The sequence below is a fragment of the Candidatus Thiodiazotropha endolucinida genome, assembly GCF_001715975.1.
GTDB lineage: Bacteria > Pseudomonadota > Gammaproteobacteria > Chromatiales > Chromatiaceae > Thiodiazotropha > Thiodiazotropha endolucinida.
This window is the reverse complement of the sequence record NZ_MARB01000031.1, coordinates 1-22,228: the sequence shown is the minus strand read 5'-3', so window position 1 is coordinate 22,228 and position 22,228 is coordinate 1. Positions and strand designations below refer to the sequence as shown.

At 50.4% G+C, this 22,228-nt stretch carries 15 protein-coding genes and 1 tRNA gene; 6 read left to right on the top strand and 10 right to left on the bottom strand.

Translation table 11 applies throughout. The annotated features are described in order from the left end of the window. Nucleotide 1: 1 nt before the first annotated feature. From CODIS_RS18570 to CODIS_RS18555, 4 genes are all read right to left on the bottom strand, one after another. Nucleotides 2–1,645 (bottom strand): DUF1501 domain-containing protein, encoded by a 1,644-nt coding sequence (locus tag CODIS_RS18570; protein WP_083220903.1) that lies wholly within the window; start codon nt 1,643–1,645, stop codon nt 2–4. Nucleotides 1,646–1,673: 28 nt separating this feature from the next. Continuing rightward, the gene (locus CODIS_RS18565; RefSeq protein WP_069128139.1) at nt 1,674–4,502 is read right to left on the bottom strand and encodes a DUF1800 family protein; all 2,829 of its coding nucleotides are present in this window, start codon (nt 4,500–4,502) and stop codon (nt 1,674–1,676) included. Nucleotides 4,503–4,941: 439 nt separating this feature from the next. Further along, nucleotides 4,942–5,018, bottom strand: a tRNA-Asp gene (locus tag CODIS_RS18560). Nucleotides 5,019–5,059: 41 nt separating this feature from the next. Further along, nucleotides 5,060–5,866 (bottom strand): inositol monophosphatase family protein, encoded by an 807-nt coding sequence (locus CODIS_RS18555; protein WP_069128137.1) that lies wholly within the window; start codon nt 5,864–5,866, stop codon nt 5,060–5,062. Between the two features lie 108 nt (nt 5,867–5,974). Between CODIS_RS18555 and CODIS_RS18550 the strand changes: the two genes are divergently transcribed. After that, nucleotides 5,975–6,499, top strand: a complete 525-nt coding sequence (locus CODIS_RS18550) for a hypothetical protein (protein ID WP_069128134.1) — start codon at nt 5,975–5,977, stop codon at nt 6,497–6,499. A gap of 60 nt (nt 6,500–6,559) precedes the next feature. Here CODIS_RS18550 and CODIS_RS18545 read toward each other — a convergent pair whose 3' ends face one another. The 3 genes from CODIS_RS18545 to CODIS_RS18535 form a co-directional block, all read right to left on the bottom strand. After that, nucleotides 6,560–8,800, bottom strand: a complete 2,241-nt coding sequence (locus tag CODIS_RS18545; protein ID WP_069128131.1) for an EAL domain-containing protein — start codon at nt 8,798–8,800, stop codon at nt 6,560–6,562. Between the two features lie 458 nt (nt 8,801–9,258). Further along, nucleotides 9,259–10,782 carry an inorganic phosphate transporter gene (locus tag CODIS_RS18540; RefSeq protein ID WP_069128128.1) on the bottom strand — a complete coding sequence of 508 codons (1,524 nt, stop codon included), beginning with the start codon at nt 10,780–10,782 and terminating at the stop codon, nt 9,259–9,261. Nucleotides 10,783–10,820: 38 nt separating this feature from the next. Beyond that, nucleotides 10,821–11,468 carry a DUF2959 domain-containing protein gene (locus tag CODIS_RS18535; RefSeq protein WP_069128125.1) on the bottom strand — a complete coding sequence of 216 codons (648 nt, stop codon included), beginning with the start codon at nt 11,466–11,468 and terminating at the stop codon, nt 10,821–10,823. A gap of 247 nt (nt 11,469–11,715) precedes the next feature. Here CODIS_RS18535 and CODIS_RS18530 point away from each other — a divergent pair, with 247 nt between their 5' ends. Then, nucleotides 11,716–12,603 carry a DMT family transporter gene (locus CODIS_RS18530; protein WP_083220902.1) on the top strand — a complete coding sequence of 296 codons (888 nt, stop codon included), beginning with the start codon at nt 11,716–11,718 and terminating at the stop codon, nt 12,601–12,603. A gap of 245 nt (nt 12,604–12,848) precedes the next feature. Continuing rightward, the gene (locus tag CODIS_RS18525) at nt 12,849–14,210 is read left to right on the top strand and encodes a deoxyguanosinetriphosphate triphosphohydrolase (protein ID WP_235615284.1); all 1,362 of its coding nucleotides are present in this window, start codon (nt 12,849–12,851) and stop codon (nt 14,208–14,210) included. Between the two features lie 21 nt (nt 14,211–14,231). Here CODIS_RS18525 and CODIS_RS18520 read toward each other — a convergent pair whose 3' ends face one another. From CODIS_RS18520 to CODIS_RS18510, 3 genes are all read right to left on the bottom strand, one after another. Continuing rightward, nucleotides 14,232–15,563: a sensor histidine kinase gene (locus CODIS_RS18520; protein ID WP_069128123.1), complete on the bottom strand. Its 1,332-nt coding sequence runs from the start codon at nt 15,561–15,563 to the stop codon at nt 14,232–14,234. After that, nucleotides 15,560–16,234, bottom strand: coding sequence for a response regulator transcription factor (locus tag CODIS_RS18515; protein ID WP_069128120.1), 675 nt, complete (start codon nt 16,232–16,234; stop codon nt 15,560–15,562). Before CODIS_RS18515 ends, CODIS_RS18520 begins: the two co-directional genes overlap by 4 nt. A 125-nt stretch (nt 16,235–16,359) precedes the next feature. After that, entirely contained in the window at nt 16,360–16,839 is a 480-nt protein-coding gene (locus CODIS_RS18510; RefSeq protein WP_069128117.1) for a Spy/CpxP family protein refolding chaperone, read from the bottom strand. A gap of 454 nt (nt 16,840–17,293) precedes the next feature. On the opposite strand from CODIS_RS18510, the gene CODIS_RS18505 reads away from it, so the two are divergent. Genes CODIS_RS18505 through tcdA form a run of 3 tightly spaced genes read left to right on the top strand, consistent with a single transcriptional unit; the run spans nt 17,294 to nt 22,130 of the window. After that, a complete protein-coding gene (locus CODIS_RS18505) occupies nt 17,294–18,334 on the top strand; it encodes an ABC transporter substrate-binding protein (RefSeq protein WP_162420283.1) in 1,041 nt (346 codons plus the stop codon). A gap of 35 nt (nt 18,335–18,369) precedes the next feature. Continuing rightward, complete coding sequence (locus CODIS_RS18500) at nt 18,370–21,306, top strand: EAL domain-containing protein (RefSeq protein WP_069128110.1); 2,937 nt, start codon at nt 18,370–18,372, stop codon at nt 21,304–21,306. Between the two features lie 47 nt (nt 21,307–21,353). Then, on the top strand, nt 21,354–22,130 hold the full coding sequence (tcdA, locus tag CODIS_RS18495; RefSeq protein ID WP_069128108.1) for a tRNA cyclic N6-threonylcarbamoyladenosine(37) synthase TcdA: 777 nt from the start codon (nt 21,354–21,356) through the stop codon (nt 22,128–22,130). Nucleotides 22,131–22,228 lie beyond the last annotated feature (98 nt).

Below are 22,228 nucleotides of genomic sequence, written 5' to 3'. Positions count from 1 at the left end.
CCTAAACAAAAAGTCGGGTATAGGCTGATTCATAATCGGCCCCAGTCTGGAAATTTACCAGATTGGGGAACAGTGACCGCATCAGGGAATCATCCACGCCGAACCATTGGGCAATAGCGGCATTCACCTGATCCTGGGCGGTAGTGGGAATGTAGCGCCCCTTGTCGCCGTAATCATCGCTACCGCCGAGTTGCAGGTCAGGAGGGGTGCCGAACAGCTTTCCACCATCCAGACTACCTGGCGAATGATCACCAAGACCGCCCATCACCAGCTGGTTCGATGCCCAGGCATGATCGGTGCCATCGCCATTATTTGTCAGGGTCCGGCCGAAATCGGACATCGTGAATGTAGTGACCTGCTGTGAATAACCAAGCTCCTCCATCGCCATCTGAAATTTCCACAGGGCAAGGCTCAGTTCCCGCAAAAGCAGGGGGTGATGTTCTGCCTGGCCTGCATGTGTGTCAAATCCACCCAATCGGACAAGGAAAATCTGCCTGCTGTAATCTGCTCCCAGGATACCCGAGGCACCCATATGGATCATCTTCGTCACTGAGGCAAGCTGCCTGATCAGCACTCCGCTGATATTTGTGGTGAAGCCCAATTGCTGATTGGTGGGAATGGAAAACAGCTCCCGGCCATAAGAATCAGGGGTTGCAAAGTCCATTTGGATCGCTTGCCAGCTGCTGTTTAAAAAGTCAAATGTAGAGAGTGATTTCAATAACAGGCGATTGTAGAGGCCTTTGAAATGGTCCCCCGTACTCGCCGTATTCGCAGTGTTGAAGTCGAGTCGGTTGGTATTGCCTTGCACACCGGCAAGCGCCTTGAACAGTGCACGACGATCATCCCGGTAGCGATTGACTCCTGCTCTCAGGTGGCCAATGCTGGGTGGGTTGTCGGCCTTCAATACCAGGGGTGAACTGTTTCGACCGACCATCATGAGATCGTTGTTGAAATAGGACAGGTTGAGACCCAACGGATTTTCAGCGTTGATGTCATTCCAGGCATCCGCGATTCGTCCTGCCCAGCCAATATGTCCAAGATTATCAGCCCGCCCGGTTTGCAGCTCTCTTTGCTGGTGGTCGTGTGCAAAAAGGAATTTTGGCAGTTCAGCGCCACCAGCGATAATATCCGCACGGCTCACGGGTTCGACCAGGGTGCCGGTATTTGCCACGATACTGACCCGATTATCGACAATCAATTGGGCCAGTTCCGGCATTACACCACTCACAGCGAGGTCGATTCCTTTAGCGGTCAGCGGATAAAGGCCTCGTGTATAAGCAGTGCTTTGACTTTGGTTCGCGTTGTAGGGATTGGCACTGCCCGATCCGAGGTTGTCCCGGTTCAGATTTGTGTTGCCGGTGGTTACCGAGCTGAGGTCAAGGTCTCTGTCCGCGACTGCCAGATCTCTTCGAACGGAGGCATATTCCATATAGCCTTTTCCCGGCGTGTCGCCATAGGGAATCAGCATATTGAATGAGTCGTTGCCGCCATAGAGAAAGATGCAGACCAGTGCCTTGTAGTCTGAAAAGTCCGGTGCAGCGGCCAGGCATGGGCTGGTATATGTGAGTTGGCCGAGGGGGGCTAACAGACCGAGACCTCCCATAACCGTGGCGTGTTTTAGAAAATCCCTGCGATGCATCACCATAGGCTGATATCTTCCTTGGATTACCGTGTTATTTTTGAATCATGTAGCTGCTGGAGGTGACTATCATTGCGATTGCATCACGTATTACAGAGCGCGCCTCCATGAATGGTCTATTGTGGTTGGTGCCAGCGCTTGTCACGAGATAGTGCTTGAGTGCGGATCTGATCTCAGGGGACATATGTCCACCCAGCAACAATAGATCGAGGTGGTCGAGCAGGGCATCAATGGCATTCGCCTTGGGTGTGTCACCCTCTATATCCGTCGATGTGTCATTGATAGATGCGAAATCCCTGTCGTTGTCCCCCTCGAGAGCTTGTTCAAAGAGAGATATTTCGGTATCGAAATTGGTCAATAATATCTTTTCCGAATGGCTGTTGAATGAAGCGCCGAATGCCGCCAGGGTTTCACCCGTAAAGTGGATGATATGGTTTTTTTCGAAACTGTTGAGCAGACTGAAAACCAGGTTGCTGTATTCGATCAGCATTTGATCTGTCTGTATCTGCAGCTCCGGCGCCACCAGATTATGCACAATAAAACGGTTGTCTCTCGGGATGTGGCCGGGGCTGTAAAAGTTGAACACGGATGGGGAACGCAGTGGCCCTTGCCCCAATATAGCCTGGGGTGCCCTGAACCAATAGACGCCGTTCATGGCCACGCCGCTTTGGCTGTTCCAACCGTTTAACGGCGAGCTATGGACCGCTCGAAGCAGTTGGGTTATCGCCAGCAGGGGCTCCTTTGCCTTGCCATAGGATGGGTCGATCAAATAACGATCATCCCGTGCTTCAGGGTCTAGAAGGATGGCGCGCACTACCGCCTTGAGGTCACCTTTCACGCCATTGCCGTTATTATTGAAAACCTGTGCCACTCGGGCCAGGTAGGCTGGGGATGGATTGGATGTGACAAGCCGCTGGATGAGGTGTCTGCTGACATAGGGGGCAACATTCGGGTGGCTGAACAGAACATCCAATCCACTATCGAGTCCACTCTGATCATTCCCCGAATTGAGGGAGAATGTCTGTCCCAGTACTGTGACATAGCCGTCTCCGCCAGTGGCTGACTCGTTTTCATGTTGCTCGGGATGAAACACCATGGGGTTTGCGTAGTCACCATCTCTACTGCTTACTCTTCCGAACCTGCTGTTACTTGCCAGATCCCAGCCTGTCATTACCTTGGCTAATTCCTCTATATCGTTTTGGGTGTATGTGGCTGCCAGGTTGTGACCGGGGTCCGGATAACTGCTACTGTTACCGTCCCGATTGGGGCTGCCGTCCAGATTCAATTCATAAAGACCGATAGAGAATAACTGGATGACTTCACGGGCGAAGTTTTCATCGGGTCGTGAACCTGTAGCGGGATTGCTCTTGCTGTTACCCTGGTGCGATAGGTAGATACCCATGGCCGGACTTCGGGCAATTTCTCCCAGCAATGTCCTGTAGTTACCGAATGCATGCTCCGCCAACAGATCATAGTAGGCGGCCAAGGCTTCACCGCGGGATTTCAGGACCGGGACACTGTCGGAGGTAACCAGCAACTGGCTCAGTGCATAAGCGACGCGTTGACGCAGTTGATCCGAGCCGGTCTCGTTACCGGGTATCGAGGGCGAACCCAGGGCATTTTCCCACCATGCGGCCATTTGATAATCCAAGACTGATCCGTCACCGGTCGATTCATTGAAAATTCCGGTGGCGAGCCAATTGTTGGCGGGTTCCGCCTGTAGGGCTATTTCGCGGGTACGTTGCAGATGGCTCGGCCAACCATCGCCAGAATCGGTATATGCCGATCGCATGGAGAGCTGATGATCGATCCAACCCGCTACTCCCAGCTGCTTGACTCTTTCGATTTCATTCAGTGTCGGGCCGTAAGTGGCTTGTACCAATAGGCGATGGGCCATGCTGTCTGTCACAGGCCACCTTTCCACGACAGTGATGACGAATCGGTTTTCAATACTCACTTCATCGTCATTGACTGTGATCGTTACAGGGTATGAATTTCCCAGGTCGGCCCAAGAGGGTTGCCCGGACAAGGTATGTGTATCGGCTGAGAAATGTAACCAATGAGGAAGATGGGAGACCGAATAGCTCAACTCATCGCCGTCAGGATCCACCGCTTCAACGGATAACTCGTAGCGTGTGTCGATGGGGAGATGGATATCATTACCTTGGCGGGTGAAACCGGGCGGTTGGTTTACAAGTGTTATGGTGATAAAGACATCTGCGCTGGCGGAAGGGGCATCCCCGTCACTGATGATATAGCTGAAACTGTCAGCGGTTGTATTCGAACCGTCGTGCCGATAAGTAACAGTGCCATCGGATTCCAATGTCACTTCCCCGTTCCTGGGAGTACCCAGGGTTTCGATGCTGAGTGGGTCATTCTCTGCGTCAGAATCGTTGATCAGCAGGTCGAGGGAAACAGCACCACCTGTTGTCACCGTGGCCTGATCATCGACCGCGACCGGTGGTTGGTTGGTGGATGGGGCTGTTGTATTGTCATCAGTGGAATAGGGAGGAACTAAAATCGTTACCTGTACCTGGGCTGGTGCGGAATAGGCAGCGCCATCATAGGTAAGGTAGGTGAAACTGTCCGATCCGGCTGTTGAACCGTCATGTTGGTAAACGATCAGTCCGTCATCCTGGATGATTAAGGTACCATGAGAAGGCGGTTTGCCGGCAACTACGACAAGCGGATCATGATCCTTGTCCCGGTCGTTCTGTAATACATCGATAGTTGTGCTTCTGCCTTGATTGAGGATGGTGCTATCGTCGGCTGCCACCGGTGCGCTATTTTCATCTAGACATCCTGTCAGGATGAGGGTTAATAGAATAGTCAGTAACGGTTTGACGGATTTCGACACTTCCATTTCTCTCTGCTTGGTAGAATATGCAGCGGTTGCAATGGCAACCGGGAATCGTGTACTTGATTGTTCGTTAGCGCCAAGAATAGGAGGTTGTGGCCGGGGAAATTGAGTAGTGCTTCAAATTTTATCTGTTTGTATCTGACTTCGTGGCGAGTAGAGAGTGGTTCTGCGAAGGCCACAAAAATATGACACTGTTTGTTTCCAGCGGCTGATAGACAGATTAATCTGTTGGCTTCGTCCGGTTGTTGAAGGCACACTCCGCCTGTCCGGTATTGATAAGGGAGAAAGCCTGTCCAGTGAGGCGAATAAACTTCCTGAAATGCAATCTATTTTTAAACAGGCCCTAGAGCGGGGATAGTTCAGTGTTTATTCAGACGATCCCTCTGGGTAAGGTATGAGGGGTCTGTGACCGATCGGACCGATCGAGTTTTGTGTTGAAAAATGGCGGAGCGGACGGGACTCGAACCCGCGACCCCCGGCGTGACAGGCCGGTATTCTAACCAACTGAACTACCGCTCCAGAGTCGAGAGCGCGATAGTTTAAGGTATTTCGTGCTCAGGTCAACTAAAACCTTGCAACCAGGCGCGCCAGGCTTCAAACAGTTGTTGGTTGGCCGCGCCAACCGCCATCTGCTGCCGTAGTTCGGGGTTTGCCTGACTCTGCGCCATGGCTGTTGTTTCACCCAGCCAGAAGTACCCGCCGGCTTCGCGAAAGATAAGCGTGCCTGCAGCATAGTCCCAAATTCTGGCGCCGCCATGCAGATAGAGTTGCACTCGTCCCGCCGCCAGCCAGCACCAGTCGAGTGCCACACTGCCTATACTGCGTTGGGAGCGGTAGGGAGGAGCGGTTGCCAATTGACTGGCAAGCGCAGGCCCGAGTCGTTTGAAATCGACCATTGCCACACACTCGTGCAATTGATCCAGCGTACAGTTGATTGTCAGCCTGTCCTGATTCAACCAGGCTCCAGAACCCTTTACGGCATGAAAAAGCTCATCCCTCAGCGGGTCGTAGATGATCCCGATTTGTACCTCTCCATTGACCAGATAGGCCAGAGATACGGCAAAGCAGGGCATACCGGCTAGATAATTTGCAGTGCCATCCAGTGGGTCAAGACACCAAAAACCCCTGTTTTCGTTACTTAATACGGCTGCCTGCAGGTCAGCCGGCATCTCTTCGCCCAACAGCGGAATATCAGGGTAGAGATGTTTCAACTGGGTCATGATACGCTGCTGCATCGCCAGATCCGCCTGGGTTACAAGGCTCCCGTCTCTCTTGATCCGGCCTTCGCAGCGGTTGAATCGAGGTATCAGTTCCGATTGAGCGCTTTCAACAAGCAATTCACCTAATATCTCGATATCAATGGTCATGGCTTTAGTTTACCTTCAATGTCCGGTTTGCGTAATATCAACGCCAAGGTTGGTTAATCGTGTCATAGTCAATCACAAGATGATCGGATGTGCGGGAGAGGGCATACAATGATTTTCGATATCGAAGAGACGGTTCGCAAACGGGCCAAGACACCTCATGAGCTGTCCATGGTGAACCTGGTGGGTTGTCATCTGATTGCGGCACCCGCGGCAATCGTGCTCGATATCGGTTTCTTGGGATTTCTGATTCCGTTGCTGCTTTCATTCTCCGTCATCGGCTTTATCTGGTATCGTGCAAGCATAGAAACCGCACCTGGAGACTGGTTTGTCGCCGCCCATTGGCGTCTCTCCGCCAATCGTACCCGTATCCTGATAATCGGATATACCATCAGCGCCGTCATACTAGGAATGGCAATGCTTGCCACCAGCGGCAGTTCCAAAGGCGATATCATGATGGTCGCCATTACGCGTGTCGCCGTTGTGCCGACGCTGATCACAGTCATGATCTGCTTTGTGCTGGAGTCGGGCTCCATCTATCAGGCTGGGAGAGGAGAGGTGCCTGACGGCATCGTCAAGCGCATGCCACCGCCCGATACACTTCCCGTATCGGAGCGTGCCGTGGGTCAGAGTTAAAGCGGTTGAAAAACGGCTACAACCATTGCGCCATATGAATTATCCGATATCGATTCTCTCTCAGTGAAACCGCTTTGCGCAGTTATCCGCAGACATCGGTCTTCCATAGCGATAACCCTGAGCCATACGATAATCAGATAGAATCAAATAGGTTTCCTGTTCGGGAGTTTCAACACCTTCCGCAAGCACTTCGATTCCCAAGCGATGCCCGAGATCCTGGACGGTTTGAATGATCGCCTGATTTGCCGAGTCAGTGGTAAGGTTCTGCAAAAAAATCTTGTCCAACTTCAATCTGTCTATCGGCAACTGCTTTAAACGTGCCAGGGAAGAGTGTTCAATACCGAAATCATCGATCGCGATGGCAATTCCAAGTCCCTTCAGTTGTTGCAGGATTTCTGCGGCAAGTTCGATTTGGCCGGAGTAGGAGCTTTCTGTAATTTCGATTGTCAACCACTCTCCCTTGCAATTTGTCTCATTGAGCATCCTCTGAATCGAGTCGACGAAATCCTTGTGCAGTAATTCACTGGCGGAAATGTTTACCGCCATCGGCGGCGGGATCAGATCCATGCTGCGCCAGGACTGTATTTGTCTGCAGACATTCCGCAATACCCACTGTCCGATTGGAAATACCAGCCCCACATCCTCAGCCAAACCCAAAAAATGGGTGGGCGATACCAGTTCCCGGCCCTCTTTATTCCAGCGTAGCAAGGCTTCCACGCCGACCAGTTTTTTTGTGTGCAGCTCATACTGCGGTTGATACAGCAAGACGAAATCATCATCACTGACCGCGCTTTGTAATGCTGTAATCGTACTCAACCGTTCTTGTATCATCAGTGTCATGCTGGGATCGTATAGTTGATAACTGTTCTGGGATTCCCGCTTCGCACGGTACATGGCAGTATCGGCGCTCTGCAACAGGAGTTTGCCGGTCCGGCCATCATTGGGAAAAAGGCTGATACCGATGCTGACGGAAGGGTGGAGGCGCTTACCCTGAATGATTACCATCTGACGTACGGATTCAACGATATGATCAGCCACTAACGTGGCATCGTCCGGGCGCTTGATATCCGCCAGCAGGATCACAAACTCGTCTCCACTGATGCGAGAGACCACATCCCCCTTGCGTACGGCCCTCAGCAAACGTTGTGCAACGACCTCGAGGAGTGTATCGCCTGCATCATGACCCAGACTGTCATTCACTTCCTTAAAACGATCCAAGTCAAGAAACAGCAGGGCGAGCATGGAGTGGGTTCTGGCGGCTCGGGAGACCGCCTGATCCAACAGCCGATTGAACATGAACCTGTTGGGTAATTGTGTCAGTGTGTCCTTTTCGGCAAGTTGTTGCAGTTGATGTTTATTACTCTGCAATTCATCCAACAACACCAGATGTTCAGTGAGGTCTCTGTAGGTGATGATAATCCCCGTGTTGTTATTGCTGCCATCTGATAACGGGCTTGCCTGAAGTTCCATGCGCAACAGTTTATTTCTACCCTGAGGTATTTTGTGGATGCTTTTTACCGGTCTGTTGTTGGTAATCACATCACGTATCAATGATTTCGGTGGAAGAATATATTTCTGAAACTCCGCCTCCTCCATGCCATGATTGGATAAAGCAAGTTTATATGCAGCCTGATTGTGTAAAACCATTTTTCTGTCTGTGGTATAGACATACAGGGGGTCTGCGACACCATCGATGATTGATTGCAGATTTGACTCATTCTTACGTAATTTTCGCAGGAAATTTTCGATCAATAACCAGGCAGATAGCACAATCAAAGTTACAATAACACCGGACCACCAGAGCTTTTCCCGGAAATCATCTTTCAATGCGGTAAGAAAGTTCCGATTGACATGGATTCGTGCGCTACCGACCGGTTTACCTGTCTGTTCATTCGACAGTGCGACTTCTGAAACAAGACAGTTCTCGCAGTTCGACAAACCTCGAGCCAGTTCCAGCGTATCGAATTCCTTGGCGGCAGTTACAAGTCTGATGCTGACCTCTATGCGTTGCACTATTGGTTTTTGCGTTGCAGGGTCTTGCAGTTGGAGTATTGTATCCATTGCCTGCTCCAATTCCTGCGAGTCGGATGGGGTGTTGTTGCTTAATAGTCTAGCCAGGATTCCGGCCTGGGCTTGCGCAAGTGTATTGGTTTGTGCAGTCAATCTGGGCTCGAGACTGAATTGCCAATAGGCTGTGATCAACAGGTTTAAGAGGATTGCCAAGGTTATGAATATGACTGCAAGCAGGTGGCTGCGGGCCAGCATATCAAGATGAACCCTCAGGCGCTGACTTCTGTTCATATTAGAAAACAACCAGGCTGATACAACTTATCCATCCATGAGGTGGGGAAGGGGAATGTGACGTAGTTCACGTTTTACTGCATCCTGCAAAACATGAGTTTTGCCCTGTTCCAAATGGAAGAGTTGCGGAGCGACTCTGAATGAGTTTCCTGCGAGCCAAGCCTTGATTATCGGATTCTGAGGATAGGCAGTGCGTGTATTGCTTTGCCCACCATAGCGCCATGATCGCAATAAAACTGAATTTGCGCAATAACGGCTGGTTGGAGACATAATTCCTTTTGGCTTTGGTTGGTTCCACCTGGATATCGCGCTTTTTACTATGCCTGCCGCTTTTTTACAAATCAATGAATTTTATGGGATTTTTGATCACATCATTCTATCGAAACGGAACTGTAGTTGCCCGATAATAACCAAGTAAATTACTGGAGATAAATAGGGAGTTTAGTGGCGATGACTGTTCAATCGATCAGCAAATAGATCAAAGAGGCGAAGAGGGCAGCTATCGGGAGGGTAATAATCCACGCCAAAATAATGCGTATGAAGGTGGAGCGTTTGACGATTTCATACCGGTAGAGGTTTTGTAGTGAGGTGCGTTTCTTTTTACTGAGTTTTAACTGGTTATCTGAATCCAATTCCGCCAAAAGACGACCTTTTTCACTGAAACTCGCCCGATCAAATCGTTGTATAAAGGCCTCAATCTGAGCTTTATCCCGGCTTCGGTGCTGGTGCCTGAGGGTTTCCAGGAGAATAGCATAATTTGTCTTTAATATTTCGCGTAAAAAGCCGATACCGAAGACCGCACCGACAGCGGTATGTGTACTGCTCACGGGAAGGCCGAACTGGCTTGCAAACAACACTGTAATAGTGACGGAAGTGACAATGCAGAACGCCCTCACTTGATCGAGTTCAGTAATTTCGCTGCCAATCGTCTTGATAAGGCGCTTTCCATACAAAATCAATCCCAGGGGTATGCCAACCGCCCCGATCGACAAACCCCACAGTGAGGAGTCAGGGAGTGCGGTCTGGCTGTCTATCAGCGCCTCTTTGATTGCAATAACGGGACCAATGGCGTTTGCAACATCATTTGAACCGTGGGCGAAACTCAAAAGACCGGCACCGAATAAGAGCGGGATATTGAACAGTCGGTTGACGGCAGATTTGGTATTGGGAAGTATGTCGGTACGCTGCACGATATTGGGTTTTATCACCATGTAGACACCCAGGCCTATGGCAAAACCACATATCAGCGCTGTAAAAAAATCGACCCGCCAACTCGCTTTGACGCCTTTGACCATCAGGTAAGTGGTGAAACTCCAGGCCATGAAACCGACCAGCAGCGGCAACACCTTTCCGGCGGCACGCGACATCTTGTCCTGATAGGTGATCGTACGCTTGATCAGGTACAGCAGGAGTGCGGCGATGATTCCACCCAGTATCGGTGATAAAAACCAGCTGACGGTAATAGAGGCCAAGGTGTGCCAATTGACGGCAGCAACCCCGCCGACGGTTATACCCGCTCCCAGGACACCGCCCACGATGGTATGTGTTGTGGAGACAGGCGTGCCTGTGAATGTGGCTAAATTAAGCCAAACGATTGTGGCTATCATGGCGGAAAACATAACACGCGTTACCGTTTCCGCATCACTCAGTTGATCGGGATCTATTATGCCTTGCTTTATGGTGCTGATCACCTCGTCGCCTGAAAGAAATGCGCCGGCAGCTTCAAACAGTGCGGCGAACAACATCGCTCCGGTCATACCGATGACTGCGGAACCCACCAGGGGCCCGATATTGTTGCCGGCATCGTTGGCGCCGATATTCAGGGCCAGATAACCGCCGAGAATGGCGGCAAGTATCATTATCAAACTGTTGTCGATGGTGCTGTAGATGAAATGATAACTGACGCCGATGGCGATCAGAAAGAGTAGTGCGAGCGCGTGATTCGCTCTGTGGACAGCAGCGTTGTGTACCTTTGATGACATGCGTTGGTTTGTCTGAAGTCTATGCGCTTCTCCAAACGCTAGGAGCTCTGCATACCACGAATAAATTCATCTGATTGTTTGATCGACTGGTTCATACGGTTGATCAGGTTATTGATATCGGCCTTGAGATTGCCGAATTCACCGCGCAGGGATCCGATTGCCTGGGCATTCAGGTTATGCTTCAGAAACAGCACATTATCACGGAAAGTATTGATGACGGGCTGCATACTGCGTTCTGCCTTCTTCATTGAGCTGAGCATGGTCTGATAGCGCTGTTTGGTCTGTTTGAGTTTCCTGGCGCTGGTGGCTTTCAGGCTCTTGTTCTCATACAGGTCCAACTCTTCCTGCCACTCTTCAAACAGGTCCTCGGCCACCGATTCCACCTTGCTGATGCGTTCCGTAACCTCTGCCGCCGCCGCTTCACTGGCTTCAAATTCATGATTGAGGCTGTCGTAGGCACGCTTCAGATCACTCTCCTCAAGATTGATGACAGAAGCGAATTGATCCAGTGCCGATTGAAACTGCTCCTGTGCCTCAGCCTGGGCGTCACGTGCGGATTCCACCCGGTCGACCATGATATCTCGCTTGTGAATGCCGACCTTTTCCATGGTGTCGTAGTAGACGCTCGAGCAACCGGAAATGAGCATTGCCAGGCCTAATAAAGTGTAAAGGCGTATTGAGAGCATGTGAACAATTCCCCGCATAATCTGTTAGATTGTTCAATTCTGCCATAGAGTGATCGGCGATTGCGATATTTGGATATGTCAAAATTTATTGCCGGTAATCGGCAAGGTCCTCCCGTACTACTGAATCCCGGGCAGATAACAATAGGGGGATGCATCGGCAATACGAAGATTATGGTGTCTCAATGGTTGATATGGGCTGGATTGGCCTGCATGCAGAGCAGAGTCGTTAACAGCGGGGGTCAAGGCAGTGCTGTATAGGCAAAATCTCCTGTTGGGGGCACTGTTCATACTGTTGTCTGAGTTAATGTTCGCCTCGATGGGGGCGTCTGTAAAATATGTGACGCAAACATTGCCCAGTGACATGGCAGTCTTTATGCGCAATCTGTTCGGACTGGCCTTGTTGATGCCATTGGTCTGGAGTAACGGCTGGGTCAGTTTACGTACCGAGATCATCCACCTGCATCTGTTGCGATCGGTCGCTGGTGTTTCAGCGATGTACTGTTTTTTCTATGCCTTGGCCAACCTGCCGCTGGCGGATGGTATGTTATTGAAGATGACATCGCCGCTCTTTATGCCGCTTATCGCCTGGTTCTGGCTCAGCGAACCTCTGCGTCAAAGGATACTGCTGGCCATCGGCATCGGTTTTATCGGCGTGATTCTGGTGCTTAATCCGGAAGGGGAGTTCAACCATATAGCGCTGATCGGTTTGCTGGGAGGCGGTTTTGCATCCCTGGCCAAAGTGACGCTCAGGCGTCTTGGACGCAGTGAACCCTCAGTACGAGTGGTATTCTATTTTGCGCTGCTAAGCAGCCTGATTTCATCGATCCCCATGTTCTGGGGGTGGCGGCAGCCGACTGCGGCTGAATGGGGCTGGTTGGCATTGATCGGTCTACTGGGCACCCTGGGGCAGTTGATGCTGACTCGTGGCTATGCCATCGCATCCGCGGCCACGGTAAGTCCCATGACCTACACCTCCGTATTATTCGGTGCCGGATATGGGTATCTCTTCTGGCAGGAGACTTTGACCGGGCAGTTCATTGCAGGGGCGTTGCTGATTGCCGTGGCAGGCCTCCTGGCAATAGGTTTTCGTGAGCGTATCGATGACACCCTGGTCAGTGACCCGACCCGGCCCTAGAACACTGCTCTAGCATTCCGGGCATTTGTTATGAGTTAACCGCGAATGAACGCCAATCACCGCAAACAAACGCAAATGGATATCATTCCGGTTGAGTCATAAATGTCTCATTACTGTGTGGGAAGACATACGATTACCACTCAATCACTCATACTATTTCGCGCAAATTGTGCGGTGATTGGCGTTCATTCGCGGCTTGCTGCTTTAAGGCTGTATCCCAACGGACACTGGGTTAGAATGGCCGCATGTCGATGAACTGGACTCAATTACTTTCTCACAAACGCCTGGGTTCGAGCGATCACTCGACTGCCAGCTCCACGCGCACTGATTTTCAGCGTGATCTGGACAGGATCGTCTTTTCCTCGGCATTCAGGCGGATGCAGGATAAGACGCAGATCTTTCCCCTCTCGAAAGTCGACTATGTCCGTACCCGTTTGACCCACAGTCTTGAGTCTTCCAGTGTTGGCCGGTCCCTGGGTACCCTGGTCGGGGAACAGATCATCGCCCGCCACAAGCTCAAAGAGAATGAGGCCTCGGATTTTGGTGATATCTGTGCAGCTGCATGTCTGGCTCATGATATCGGTAATCCTCCGTTCGGCCATTCCGGTGAAGATGCAATCCGGCACTGGGCGGAGAATGGTGAATACGGTAAACAGCGTGTTGCCGTATTACAGGGCAGCCAGCGCGAGGACTTCCTCAATTTTGAAGGTAACTCGCAAGGCTTTCGTGTCTTGACCCGGCTGCAGAACAGGGATAATCCCGGTGGACTGCAACTGACTTGCGCCACGCTTGCGGCATTTACCAAGTATCCCCGCGAATCATGTATCGGAAACGGGCGTTTCCAGGGGGTCAGTGCGAAAAAACCGGGTTTCACAGCGGAGGACCAGGACCTCTTCAGCGAGGTCTCCGAGACAGTGGGGTTGTTACGCCGGGATCCGGTGTTGGCTATCTGGCATCGACATCCGCTGGCGTTTCTGGTGGAGGCGGCCGACGATATCTGTTATCGGGTCATCGATATCGAAGATGGCTATCGCCTGGGGCATCTCAGTTATCACGAGGCGATGGAGTTGTTCAGTGCTGTATTGCCTGATTCGTCCTCACGACACAAACGCCTGAACCGCATAACGGGGGATAAAGAGAAGATCGAGTTTTTACGGGCCAAGGTGATCAGCCAGGCGATCAGTGAGATACTGCACTGTTTTCTCGATCATGAAGAGGCGATTCTTGCGGGCCAGATCGATCAGCCGTTAATGAGCCAGATTCCTCACCGTGCCGAGATGGACCGTCTGATAGAGGTCGCGCATGAAAAGATCTATATCGCCCCGGAGGTGATCGAGATAGAGACTGCAGGCTTTCAGGTAATCAGTGAACTGCTGGAGCGTTTTATCCCTATCATTGATGATGTGGCGGCCCAAGGTGAGCGCGCCAGCCCGCGCAGCCAGATGATGATTCGACTGATTCCGGAACAGTTCATCGGGCCCCATGGTCAGCCGGCCAAGGATCACTATACGCGTTTGTTGCGTTTGACCGATTTTGTCTCCGGAATGACTGATTCCTATGCGGTCTCGCTGTATAAGAAGGTAACCGGCATCTCACTGCCGGGTTGATACTTATAGCTGTCTTGCATCTTATACCCCGGGCTTTGATGGTGATCCGGTAATTGCCTCGTCAAAAGGCAGGGTGATGAGAACCCGGGTTCCCAAGTTCGGTTCGCTCTCAATATGCAAGCCTCCTCGATGCGCCTCGGCGATGACACGACAGAGATAGAGACCCAGGCCATACCCTCCGGTCTCTCTTTGGCGTGCCTTATCGACCCGGTAAAAGGGCTCTGTGAGATGTGGCAGGTGTTCCTTCGGAATCCCTTCCCCCTGGTCCTTTACGCTGACTCGCCAAACCCGGTCGCTAACCCGGCTGTCGATCTTCACCGGTTCACCGGATTCAGGCGTATGTCTCAGTGCATTCTCCAGCAGGTTTTTTATCAGCAGACGAATACGTACCGGGTCCAATTGCATCGATACACTGTCGTTTTCATGTTTACAGCGAATGGTTGCGGTGGAGAAGTACTGCTGAATGACGGAATCGATGATCTGTCCGGGATCGACTGCCTGTAGATCGAGTTTGGCATGCTTGCTACCGAGGCGTTCAGTCTCCAACAATTCAGCGAGTTCCTGCTCCAGTAGCTGCAGATCCGCAATAATTCTGTCGCGGGGTTCACCGGCCTGTATCAATTCGGCATTCAGGCGTGCGCGGGTCAGCGGGGAGCGAAGTTCATGGCTGATGGCCAACAGCAGTTGACGCTTTGCCTCCATCATCGCCTCGATCTCGTCCGCCATGGTATTGATGCTGTTGGCCAGATCTCCCAGCTCATCCCGGCGTTTGATGGCGATACGGTGGTCGAGTTCACCGGAGCCGAATCTGGCTACACTCCGGCCTATGTCCTGTAATGGTTGAAACAGACGCTTTACCAGATGGTAGGTGAGGGCAATGAGCAGCAATACGGTAATAATTGTCACCCCGATCACCAGTGCCAAGGAGCCGTTATCCAGACGATTCCGTGTCATCAGCAGAATGGTGCCGTCGTTATCCTGCAGACGCAGCATAAATCGATGCTCGTCATGGTTGATTTCGACCAATCGGCCGGTGCTGAGAGAGTGGGAATGGAACACCAATCTCTCTGTATTGACGATATCACCGTTGTTGGACCAGGTCTGACCCTTGGTCTGGATCTGAATATCGATTTGCAGGCGTTCCGCCAGTTTTTCCGCGGCTATGGGATCGGGTGGGGAACCGATCTCTTTTACCAGGTGTTCGATATATTCCGACAGATGGGGTTCTGCCAGGGAACGAAACTCTCCCTGGATGCCGTAACGGAATCCTGTTCGCACCGTCAGCGCGACCAGGATACTGACGCAGATGAACAATAAGATCAGGCGGCCGCTGAGACTATGTCGTCTGTTCATCTATCAGGGCCCACCAGGCGGTATCCGGTTCCCCATACTGTCTTGATATAGTCAAGCGGTTTTAGTTTTTGCCGCAGACGGCTTACCAGGATATCAACTGAACGGGTATAGAGATCGGCCTCTATCCCTTTTACGGCAGTCAGTATTTCGTCACGGCTGTATGCCCGGCCCGGATGTTGCGCCAACAAGGCCAGCAATCGATACTCGAGGGTCGTGAGATTCAGGCTTCGCCCCTCGATAAAGGCATCCTGTCTTACCAAATCGAGTTTTAGCGTGCCAAGCACGATCTCTTGCTCCTCATTCGGTTGTGACCGGCTGCGTTTAAGGATGTTCTGTATTCTGGCGACCAGCTCTCTGGGTTCGAACGGTTTAGCCAGGTAATCATCCGCCCCCAGTTCCAGACCGACAACCCGATCCATCACCTCTCCCCGTGCGGTAAGCATAAGAATGGGCAGGCTGCTCTGTCTACGGATGGTGCGGCAAACTTCAAAACCATCCATTTCCGGTAACATGATGTCGAGTATCACCAGATCCGGATTTGTATGTTCGATACGTTTCAAGCCTTCGGATGGGAGCGTGACCGCTTCCAGCTCCAAGTCATACAGGGAGAAGTACTCTTTCAGCGGTGTGGCCAGTGCCTGGTCATCATCGATCAACAAGATGCGGGGCATCACTAATTCCAGTACTCGGTTGATTGTTTAAAAAGGTTGAGATTGATTTCAGGGTGCTGCTATGTGTGATGATCAATCAAGATTCAGTCTGCCTCCCCCCTGTGAGGGGAGGGGGGCATGAGCATTCACTCCTGTGTCAATTGCTTACTATCGCCGCAGGCGAATTTGCAATGACGATGTTCACGGTGACGTTTGATCATCGATTGTAGTTTATCCCGTTGGCTTTGATTGAGATTATTACTGAAATCGGCGAAGGCATCTATGACGTCGGAACTGAGACTGGCCAGTTGAGCCTGTTTTTGCATCAGCAGGGTGCGGGCTTTTTCGCGATCAAAATCTGAGCTTTCAAGCAGGCCGATGGCTTGATCCACATAGGTCGATCTATCCCGCCTCAATTCATTCGCGCTGAGTACTATCTGATCCTTGAGTTGAGCCAGATATTGCTGCTGAGAGTCGTCGAGATCGAGTTGCCTGCCGATACGGTCCGTCATCCAACCGATACGCCCTTCAGGTCCGGCGCAATAACCTTTATAACGTGCAATTGCCACACCGCTGATCAGCAGCGCAACCACTACGACAAGTGTGATAATTAGAGTCTTACCCATGATGATCTCCTTGTATGAACGATAGTGTTGTCGGACGTGTTGTCCTTGAGATCGAGTGTGCACCGCCGGGCAAAGAAGATCCTCTCACGGGTGTATCCACTTGTAACAAGATGTAACCGCGGGTGGGCTGTGAAAAAGCCCATGTTTAAAAGCGGGTCCTATTATTTTTATAATATCCCTTAATAAACAATAATATACATAGATTTATTAATGTTCAACATTTAGATTTTATAGTGCTTCTGCCACTTATTGGTTCATGGCTATTTCAGAGTGGCGCTATATTGCCGACAATATACTTATTAGGCATCACAATTCAAATGCCTCAGAAATGGGTTGCGTTTTCCGTAGAGGCATCTGTGTCTACCCCAGGTATCTTGGTAAGGCATGTTTGATATATGCCTGATCGATGCAGGAAGCACCGGTTCTCTTTGACTGCGTTCATCCGGAGGTGTACTTGTTATCGTCAGTAGCAACTCTGACCCGTTACTGCCTTGTTTTGCTGCTGCTGGTCGGGGCTGACGAACTGTTATCCGCTCCCCAAACCGGCAGGCTCTATCGACTGTTCATTCTTGATTCCCAGCAAGGCAGCCCCTATATGGATGTCCGCCTCGCTATGTTGCAGTCTCTTGAGCAATACGGCTATGTAGAGGGAAAAAACCTTCAGCTCTATTTACATACAGCGGGCAATGACATCAACAAGGGTGCGGCGATCCTGAAAACGGAAGCTGGCAAAGACTATGATGTGTATTACATGGGCGGCACCACAGCAACCGTAGCCGCCAAGCAGGTGATGTACGGCGGAACCCAATCGGTTGTGTTTGCTTCTCCAACCGACCCAGTGGGTATAGGTGTGATAGATGGTTTCGATATTCCGCCGAAGAGTAATTTTACCGGTGTCAGCTATCCCGTACCTGTAAAATCAAGATTCCGCTTTATCCGGGAACTGATGCCAGATGTAAAGCGGATCGGGTTGATCTATGCCGATATGCCGCAGTCCCACAGTTATAATGCCTGGATTAAAGCGATGTTGAAAGATGATCCCCAGTTTAAGGATCTGGAAGTGATTTTCCGCAGAGTGCCATTGGTAAAGGGTGAGGAGGGTGACAGGCGCATGGCAGAGATGGCGCTGCCTCTCATCAAGGAGCTCGATTCTCAAGTGGATCTGTTCATGAAACCTCATGATCAGCTGGGCGCCAGACGCCAGTTCGCAGAATTGGTCCATGCATATTCAAGTAAGCCGCTGATCGGTCTTGTCAAGAACGATGTTATGCAGGAGTGGGGGGCAATGGCGGCTATATTTCCCTCTCATCGCAGTATGGGACAACAAGCAGCAATTATGATCCGCGATCTTTTCGAAGGTAAGCCGATCAAGCGGATTTTTCCCCAATGGCCGGCACGATTTGGTTATGCGGTCGATCTGCAAAAGGCAAGACAGTTTGGTATCACTGTACCTGTAGGTCTGTTGCAATTGGCGGGAGAAAATATCCTTAAATGAATTCCCTTTTTAACACATTGCCGAGGCGGTAGTTAATGAGACTTAACCGGAAGATACTGCTGGTGACTATCGGTACCCTCGTGCTTTCGTTACTGCTCAGCTCTGTAGTGAATATAAACAGTTTTCGCACAAATTATACCGATGCGCTGTTGACTGGCAGTTTTGGCATTGGTCATAGCATTGAAAGTGTGCTTGATGAACTGTTGGCTTTGGGATTGCCACTCGAGTCACTCTCCGGGATGGATGGAAAGCTTAAGGAAGTAGTCGATAAAAATCCTCATATTGAGTATGCAAGCATTACCGACCAATCGGGCCTGGTGCTGTTTCACAGTGATAATACACAGATCGGGCGGAAATATAACGATACTGTGACAATCAATACCTTGTCTGCCGACCAACCGTTGTGGCAGATCCACAACCGGTCCGATGGCAAGAGCTATTATGATGTTCCCATACCTATCATTGACCAGGCTCAAACAGTGGGCATTATCCGGCTCGGTTTTTCTACCAAAGTCATCGACGAAAAGGTGATGCAGGCAGTCAGGCAGGTTGTTTTCAATTTTTTACTTACATTCATCGCTATTGCAATACTTCTCAATTTCTTTATGCGCAAGCAGTTTGTTGAACCTGTTAAACAGCTATCCGAGTATGCGGCATCCATCACAAATGGCAGATTCGAACAACCGGTTAAGATACATAGTGAAGATGAGATCGGTACTCTCTCCCATGCACTGCAGGAAATGGGAAGTACAATCAAAGGACAGATCGACGCCCTCAGGCGCTCAGGTATTGAGTTGGAAGAGAAAGTAGAGGCGCGTACACGACAACTGGAGACGGCAAATCAGACACTGCAGGCAAGTAATCATGACCTGCTAGAGGCGCTTGAACGGGAGAAAGGTCTGTCTGAAGCGCTGCGTATGAGTGAAGAGCGCTTCAGAATGTTGTTCGAGGCCAACAAGGCGGTGATGCTAACGATCGATCCCGACTCGGGCTCTATTCTCACAGCGAACAGGGCCGCTGCTGAGTATTACGGCTATACCATTGAGCAGCTCTTGAAAATGAGTATCAATGACATCAATACACTCAGCAAAGAGGAAATTGCTCAGGAGATGCAAAGGGCTAGAAAAGAAGAACGCAACCACTTCATTTTTCGTCACGCCTTGGCATCAGGGGAAATCAGGGATGTCGAAGTACACTCTGGACCCTTCATCTCGGATGGCAGGCAGGTGCTCTATTCGATCATTCACGATATAACGGACAGAAAAAGGGCTGAAGCGGAACTTGAACAAATCGCACATTACGATCCATTGACCGGCTTACCCAACCGGCGTCTGAAAACCGACAGGCTACGCCAGGCGATTGCATACAGTAAGCGAAACGCAACCAGTGTGGGGGTTTGTTATCTGGATCTCGATGGTTTCAAACCGATCAATGACCGATTCGGCCATGATTCAGGCGATAAGATATTGATTGAAATAGCGCGTCGGTTAGAAAAAGTATTGCGTGAGGAGGACACGGTATCGCGCATCGGTGGAGATGAGTTCGTATTGATACTGACTAATCTGACCAGTATGGATGAGTGTATTTTGGTTCTGGATAGGGTATTGCAGGTTATAGCAGAACCCATACGTTTGGATGAAACGGCTCTGGAAGTCAATGCAAGTATCGGCTTGACCGTCTACCCGGAGGACGATGTAGACGCGGACCTCCTGTTACGGCATGCTGATCAGGCAATGTATTGGGCAAAGGAGGCGGGCAAGAACTGCTACCATCTGTTTGATCCGCTGCATGACAAGCAGATAAAGGCCAATCGTAAAAATATCAAGCTGCTCAGGAACGCACTGTCGAATCATGAATTCACGCTTTACTTTCAACCGAAGGTTGATATGTACAGTTGTGACGTTATAGGCGTCGAGGCCTTGATCCGGTGGCTGCATCCGGAAACGGGCATTACCCTGCCAGGTGAATTTTTATCCATTATTACTAAAACCGATTTAGAGATCGAGCTGGGTCAATGGGTTTTCGATCATGCATTGCAACAGATGAGTCAATGGCGAAAGATGGGGCTTCAACTGCCGGTCAGTATAAATATAAGTCCACACCATTTGCAGTATCCCGGCTTCACGGAGTATGTTCGGGAGCGGTTTACAAAGTATGCTGATGTAACTCCCGACATGCTCGAGCTGGAAATTCTTGAAACCGCCTCTATAGATGATACGAATGTTATCTATCATACCCTGTCGGACTGCCGTGAGTTGGGCATTAAGATTTCTTTGGATGATTTCGGTACGGGTTACTCTTCACTTGCCTATTTTCATCGTCTTCCTGTCGATATTCTCAAAATAGATCAGAATTTTGTGCGGGACATGCTGGATGATCCTCAGGATCTAACCATCGTTGATAGCGTGGTTCGCCTTGCGCATGCTTTTCAGCATCCGGTCATTGCGGAAGGTGTGGAATCCATGGAACATGCCGTTGCACTACTTCAATTGGGTTGTCGATTAGGTCAGGGTTATGGTATTGCCAGACCAATGCCGGCAAGTGAGATCCCCATATGGTTGAAGCAATGGCAAGGCAATCATCTGTGGCGGAGCCTCAAAAACAGAGTGACTCAGAGTCATCATGTCGATATTGACGTAGCGCTCACCAGTCATAAAAGATGGGTGGATAACCTGATCAGGTATGTGAAAAGCGATGAGGAAATAAACCATAGCCAATTGGATAGTAAACACTGCAACTTCAGTTATTGGTTCAATGGTATTGGGTTCATTCAGTATGGCAGTTTGCCACAGTACACTGAACTCAACAGGCTGCATGAGCAGATACACACACTCGGATATAAAATAATCAGCATTAACAATATGGGGAACACAGAGTATGCACAAAAAAGAATTTATGAGTTGGAGGCGTTGAATATCCGTTTCGCAGAACTCATGAAGGAACTAAACAAAGATCAAGCAGCTATTTCATAATCAATTATATATAATCAATTTCATTTCTGGTTCAAACATCCAAGGAATTGTCTAATTTGTACAATGAAAGGCGATTTGGCGGTATAGCACGTCTCTATGGCGGTCGGGCATTGGAGCGGTTTTCTCATTCTCATGTCGCCGTGGTCGGTGTGGGTGGGGTCGGCTCATGGGTTGTGGAAGCCCTAGCGCGCAGTGGCGTAGGTGCGATTACCCTCTATGATATGGATCATATAGCTGAATCGAATGTCAACCGCCAACTGCATGCGATTGAGGGTGATTTCGGTAAAGCCAAAGTATCGGCGCTCGCAGAGCGAGTCTTGGCAATCAACCCCAGCTGCCGGGTTAGTGCTGTGGAGCAATTTATCGACTTGGAGTCACTGCAAACAATTGCTGCCGGTGGATTTGATTACGTGATCGACTGCATCGACAGCTATCGTATCAAGGCTGCATTGATAGCCTGCTGCCGCAGATACGGGATAGCCATCATTACGGTAGGTGGTGCAGGGGGGCAAAGCGATCCTACAAAGATCAAACTGGCTGACCTGAGTCGCAGTGAACAGGACCCGCTGCTTTCCAAGTGCCGCAAATTACTTCGCAGGCAGTACGGTTTTCCAACCAATGTCAAACGTCGATTCGATGTGCCATGTGTCTACTCAACAGAGCAGCAGCGCTATCCTGATGACAATGGGGCAGTATGCCTGGAAAGGCCGATGAACATGGAGAGTTCATTGAACTGTGGTGGGTATGGTTCTGTGATGACCGTCACTGCCAGCTTTGGTTTGGTTGCGGTTTCTCATGTATTGAAGCGTCTTTCCAGCGAATAGAGCGTTGCGTATGCAGACTAGCAGGCTGTTGATTTTTGGGTCCGAATTTACTGGATTAGATACAATAGAGAAATCAGTATTTTGCTGGGGATATAGAG